1 protein-coding gene is annotated in these 337 nt (G+C 69.1%); it reads left to right on the top strand.

Annotated features, from left to right (window positions below):
* Positions 1–337, top strand: a 337-nt coding sequence (locus N801_RS22300; RefSeq protein ID WP_156996960.1) for a TonB-dependent receptor plug domain-containing protein, incomplete at both ends; no start/stop codon positions are given.

The raw sequence follows: 337 nt of genomic DNA, 5'->3' as shown, positions 1-337 counted from the left end.
ACCAACGGCACCTCCATGCCCGGCGCCTGCCCGGCGCGCATGGACGCGCCCAGCTCGTACATCTCGCCCGAGAACTTCGACAAGCTGACCGTCATCAAGGGCCCGCAGACGGTGCTGTGGGGGCCGGGCGCCTCGGCCGGCACCATCCGCTTCGACCGCGACACGCCGCGTTTCACCGAGCCCGGCGTGCGCTTCGACGGCAGCCTGGTGGGCGGATCAAACGGCCGCAACGACCAGGCCGCCGACCTGACCGTGGGCAACGACAAGGTCTACACCCGCATCACCGCCAACCATTCGCATGCCCAGGACTACAAGGACGGCGACGGCAACAAGGTGC

The organism is Knoellia aerolata DSM 18566 (genome assembly GCF_000768695.1).
Classification (GTDB): Bacteria; Actinomycetota; Actinomycetes; order Actinomycetales; family Dermatophilaceae; genus Knoellia; species Knoellia aerolata.
Note: the sequence above shows the minus strand (reverse complement) of the source record. Positions and strands in the feature narration are given on the sequence as shown.